6 protein-coding genes and 1 pseudogene are annotated in these 4391 nt (G+C 67.2%); 6 read left to right on the top strand and 1 reads right to left on the bottom strand.

The genetic code is table 11. The annotated features are described in order from the left end of the window. The 6 genes and pseudogenes from FKP22_RS34015 to FKP22_RS22265 form a co-directional block, all read left to right on the top strand. Positions 1-139, top strand: a pseudogene (locus FKP22_RS34015) (beta-ketoacyl-[acyl-carrier-protein] synthase II); the annotation flags it as partial. Next, positions 132-605 carry a hotdog family protein gene (locus tag FKP22_RS22285; protein WP_141289876.1) on the top strand — a complete coding sequence of 158 codons (474 nt, stop codon included), beginning with the start codon at positions 132-134 and terminating at the stop codon, positions 603-605. The pseudogene FKP22_RS34015 and the gene FKP22_RS22285, both read left to right, overlap by 8 nt. 2 nt (positions 606-607) lie before the next feature. Continuing rightward, positions 608-1345, top strand: a complete 738-nt coding sequence (gene fabG, locus FKP22_RS22280) for a 3-oxoacyl-ACP reductase FabG (protein WP_375140609.1) — start codon at positions 608-610, stop codon at positions 1343-1345. Next, complete coding sequence (locus FKP22_RS22275) at positions 1342-2577, top strand: beta-ketoacyl-ACP synthase (RefSeq protein WP_141289874.1); 1236 nt, start codon at positions 1342-1344, stop codon at positions 2575-2577. The genes fabG and FKP22_RS22275 overlap by 4 nt, the downstream gene beginning before the upstream one ends. A 25-nt stretch (positions 2578-2602) precedes the next feature. Further along, positions 2603-3049, top strand: a complete 447-nt coding sequence (locus FKP22_RS22270; protein WP_141289873.1) for an excinuclease ATPase subunit — start codon at positions 2603-2605, stop codon at positions 3047-3049. 39 nt (positions 3050-3088) lie between these two features. Next, positions 3089-3769 carry a 4'-phosphopantetheinyl transferase family protein gene (locus tag FKP22_RS22265; protein WP_170201012.1) on the top strand — a complete coding sequence of 227 codons (681 nt, stop codon included), beginning with the start codon at positions 3089-3091 and terminating at the stop codon, positions 3767-3769. Here FKP22_RS22265 and FKP22_RS22260 read toward each other — a convergent pair. Then, positions 3732-4259, bottom strand: coding sequence for a TPM domain-containing protein (locus tag FKP22_RS22260; protein WP_141289871.1), 528 nt, complete (start codon positions 4257-4259; stop codon positions 3732-3734). The two genes, FKP22_RS22265 and FKP22_RS22260, sit on opposite strands and share 38 nt — an antisense overlap. Positions 4260-4391: the final 132 nt, after the last annotated feature.

Genomic DNA, 4391 nt, shown 5'->3' with positions numbered 1-4391 from the left:
GCAGCTGCCGCCACTGAACCTGGCGCACCCCGGCCAATCGCTGGGCCGCCCGCTGCGCCACGTGCTGAGCAATTCCTTTGCCTTTGGCGGCAGCAATGCCGCGCTGGTGCTGAGTGCGGAAGAGGCGCCTCATGGCTGACACCGAGGACTGGCAGATCCAGGAACTGGTGCCGCACGCGGGCCGCATGTGCCTGCTGGATCGGCTGGTGTCGGTCGAGGGCGAGACCTTGATTGCCGAAGTCGAATTGCGCGAGGACCACCTGTTCCTCGACAGCCTGGGGCCGGGCACTGGCGTGGGCGCGTGGGTCGGCATCGAATACATGGCGCAGGCGGTCGCGGCCTGGGCTGGTGCGCAGGCGCGGGCTGCGGGCGAAGCACCGAAAATCGGCTTCCTGCTCGGCAGCCGGCGCTACCGCTGCGAGCTGCCGCGTTTTGAACGCGGGCAGGTGCTGCAGGTGGTGGCAAGGCGCGAGTACCAGGCCGACAACGGCCTGGGCCAGTTCGCTTGCGAGATCCGGTTGGCAGACCGGGTGGTCGCGAGCGCGCAGGTCACCGTCTTCGGTCCCGATGATCCCGAAAAATTCATCAGAGGCGAGACAACATGACGATGACATCGACGGCGAAGACCGTGCTGGTCACCGGCTCCAGCCGCGGTATCGGCCGAGCGATCGCGCTGCGGCTGGCGCAGGACGGGTATGACTTGGTGCTGCATTGCCGCAGCCAGCTCGAGGAAGCTCGGAAGGTGGCACAGCAGATTGCTACGCTGGGTCGCCAGGCCCGGGTGCTGCAGTTCAACGTGGCCGAGCGCGAGCGCGTGGCCGAGATCCTGCTGGCCGACGTGGAAGCGCACGGCTGCTACTACGGCGTGGTCTGCAATGCCGGCATCGCGCGCGACGGCGCCTTCCCGGCGCTGAGTGGCGAAGACTGGGACCAGGTCATCCACACCAACCTGGACAGCTTCTACAACGTGCTGCAGCCGCTGACGCTGCCACTCGTGCGCCGCCGCCAGCCCGGCCGCATCGTCACGCTGGCGTCTGTCTCGGGGCTGATGGGCAACCGCGGCCAGGTCAATTACAGCGCGGCCAAGGCCGGTATCATCGGCGCGAGCAAGGCACTGGCGGTCGAGCTGGCCAGCCGCGGCATCACGGTCAACTGCGTGGCGCCGGGCCTGATCGCCACCGAGATGGTGGACGAGCGGGTGCTGGAAGAGGCGATGAAGATGATTCCTGCCAAGCGCGTCGGAAAACCCGAAGAGGTGGCGGCACTGGTGGCCTTCCTGATGAGTCCGGACGCCGCCTACATCACGCGGCAGGTGATTTCGGTGAACGGGGGGATGGTGGGATGAGCAGGCGCGTTGTCGTCACAGGCAGGGGCGCGATCAGCCCGCTGGGTACCGGCTGGATCACGGTCGAGGCCAAGCTGAAGGCCGGCCACAACGCGGTTCAACGCATGGCCGAATGGGCTGGCTACGAAGGCCTGAACACGCAGATCGGCGCACCGGCTGCGGCCTTCGAACTGCCGCCCGAGCGCTACCACCGCAAGAGCATGCGCAGCATGGGCCGTGTCGCGCTGATGGCCACGCGCGCCAGCGAAATGGCGCTGGCCGATGCCGGCCTGCTGGGCGACGAGTGGTTGAAGAGCGGCGAGGTCGGCATCTCGTACGGCTCGTCTTCCGGCACGCCCAAGGCGATTGGCGACTTCGGCCGCATGATGCTGGAGAAGAGCACCGAAGGCATCAACGCGACGACCTACATCAAGATGATGTCGCACAGCGCCGCGGTCAACATCGGCGTGTTCTTCGGCCTCACAGGCCGCATCGTTCCCACCAGCAGCGCCTGCACCTCGGGCAGCCAGGGCATTGGCTACGCCTACGAGATGATCCGCCATGGCCAGCAGGTGGCGATGCTGGCCGGCGGCGCCGAGGAGCTGGACGCCACTCAGGCGGCAGTCTTCGACACCTTGTTCGCCACCAGCGTGAAGCACAACGACACGCCCGAGCTGAGCCCTCGGCCCTTCGACGCCAACCGCGACGGCCTGGTGCTGGGCGAAGGCGCCTGCACGCTTGTGCTGGAAGAGCTGGAACACGCGCGGGCCCGCGGCGCCACCATACACGCCGAGGTCGTTGGCTTCGGCACCAACAGCGATGGCAGTCACGTCACGCAGCCGAATGCGCCGACCATGGCGCAGGCCATCCGCCTGGCGCTCAAAAGCGCTGGCCTGGACCCGGCCGCGATTCCCTACATCAACGCACACGGCACCGCGACCGACCATGGCGACGTGGCCGAGTCGCAGGCCACGCACCAGGTTTTCGGACCCAGGGTCGCCATCTCTTCGCTGAAGAGCTACATGGGCCACACGCTGGGCGCCTGCGGTGCGCTCGAAGCCTGGATGAGCATCGAGATGATGCGCAGCGGCTGGTTCGCGCCCACGCTCAACCTCACGCAGGTGGACCCGCGCTGCGCCGAACTGGACTACGTTACCGGCAACGGCCGCGCGTTGCAGACCGAGCTGGTGATGAGCAACAACTTCGCTTTCGGCGGCATCAACACTTCGCTGATCTTCAAGCGATTCGACTGACCCCCAAAACCTCAAAGGAGCTGACATGAAAAAAACCGGTCGACTGGCCTTCGCCACGCTGGCCCTGCTGGCGGGCATGCCGCTGGCCCAGGCACGCGACTCCATCCTGAACATTCCGCTGGAAGAGGTGCTGGCCCTGCCCGAGGCCAAGACCAAGCTGGACGGCAGCGTCAAGTTCTACCTGAAGGGCCAGGCCACGCCGGCGGTCACGCGCCGCATGGGCTCGGATGTGTCCAACCCCAAGACCAATGGTTTTGGGAAGTCCGATGAGTTCGGCTGCAAGTGGGCCATCCTGACCGCGTTGATCAACTTCCAGGCCAGTGCCAAACGCGAAGGCGCCAATGCGGTGGTCGACATCGTCAGCTACTACAAGAAGAACGAAACCCAGAGCCCGACGACGATCGAGTGCCACGCCGGCGCCCTCATCATCGGCGCGGCGCTGAAGGGTGATTACGCCATCATCAAGGACTGAGTGCCTCGACGCACCGTCTGAGCTGCCCAGGCCACGATCGTGCTGCAAGTCCTGCGGCTGACGCGATGGGCGCAGGCGCAGCCACCCGGCTCGGCGTGGCTGACCGTTGCCGAGCAAACGCGTTGGCATGGGTTCAGCCAGGCCGCGCGCAAACAGACCTACCTGGCCGGCCGCTGGCAGTTGCGAATTGAACTGACAGGACTGCTAGGCGGCGAGCCTGCTGCTCAGCCGGTGGACCTCGCCGCTTCCGGCGCCACCACGCTGGCAGGCACCGGCCTGCACGCCAACCTCTCGCACAGCGGCGACTGGCTGGCGGTGGCGATTGCCGATGCGCCGATCGGCGTGGACATCGAGCAGCTCAATCCCAAACGCGACGTGCTGGGCCTGGCGCAGATGGTCTGCAGCCCGGCGCAGATCGCGTTGCTGCAGGCGCAGCCTGACGCGCTGCTGCGCATGCAGCAGTTCTACCGCTGGTGGACGCTGAAGGAAGCCTGGCTGAAGCACCGTGGGCAGGGGCTGCAATTTCCCACGCTGCAGTCGCTGGCGTTTGAGGCGGCGGGGCCGGACATTGCGCCCGCTGCGAGTGGCATGTTGACGGAGCCGCCGCTGGCCGTCGCTTTGGTCAGCGCCAGTGCGCTGGGGCCACTGCCGGCCTTGCCGACAGGCACGCCCTGGCAGCATCTCAGCCCAGGATCACCACCGCATCCGGCAGCTCGTTGAGCTGGCGTTCACCTGTCAGCGGGAAGTGCTGGCGCAACAAGGCGTCGATCTCGGCCACCGCGTGGCCGAGACCTGGTTCCCATTGGCCCTGGCTGAAGGCCTCGCGCAGCCCGGCGATGACGCGGGCCCAGGTGGCAGCGTCGACCTGATGGTTCAAGCCTCGGTCGGCCACCAGCTCGATGGTGCGTTCGGCCAGCAGCAGGTAGACCAGCACACCGTTGTTGTGCTCGGTGTCCCACACGCGCAGCTTGCCGAACATCGCGATGGCGCGTTCACGTGCACCGGCGCGGCGCCAGAGGTAGCTCAATGGCAGGCCGGCTTCGACGCAGATGCGGATCTCACCGCTGTGCCCAGCCTCGCTGGCCGTGACCTGAGCGGCCAGCCGCTGCAGCGCGGCCGGGTTCAACAACCTGCGCGCATCGGTCACATCCCAGCGGCGGTGTTTCAGCAGGCGCAGCAGTCGGCTGCCGCTTCGGTTGGTCGCTGCCATCACCAGTCTCCCGACGCGCCGCCGCCACCAAAGTCGCCACCGCCGCCGGACGAAAAGCCACCGCTGTCGCCGCCGCCACCCCCGCTCCAGCCGCCACCTCCACCGCCCCAGATGACGGGCGGCACAAAGCCG

The organism is Ideonella azotifigens (genome assembly GCF_006519715.1).
In the GTDB taxonomy this organism is placed as follows: domain Bacteria; phylum Pseudomonadota; class Gammaproteobacteria; order Burkholderiales; family Burkholderiaceae_C; genus Ideonella; species Ideonella azotifigens.
This window is presented reverse-complemented; position numbering and strand designations above follow the sequence as displayed.

Excerpts from the sequence above, each read along its gene's own strand:
- fabG (WP_375140609.1), top strand. The coding sequence starts at position 608 with ATGACATCGACGGCGAAGACCGTGCTGGTCACCGGCTCCAGCCGCGGT.
- FKP22_RS22275 (WP_141289874.1), top strand. The coding sequence starts at position 1,342 with ATGAGCAGGCGCGTTGTCGTCACAGGCAGGGGCGCGATCAGCCCGCTG.
- FKP22_RS22270 (WP_141289873.1), top strand. The coding sequence starts at position 2,603 with ATGAAAAAAACCGGTCGACTGGCCTTCGCCACGCTGGCCCTGCTGGCG.
- FKP22_RS22285 (WP_141289876.1), top strand. The coding sequence starts at position 132 with ATGGCTGACACCGAGGACTGGCAGATCCAGGAACTGGTGCCGCACGCG.
- FKP22_RS22260 (WP_141289871.1), bottom strand. The coding sequence starts at position 4,259 with ATGGCAGCGACCAACCGAAGCGGCAGCCGACTGCTGCGCCTGCTGAAA.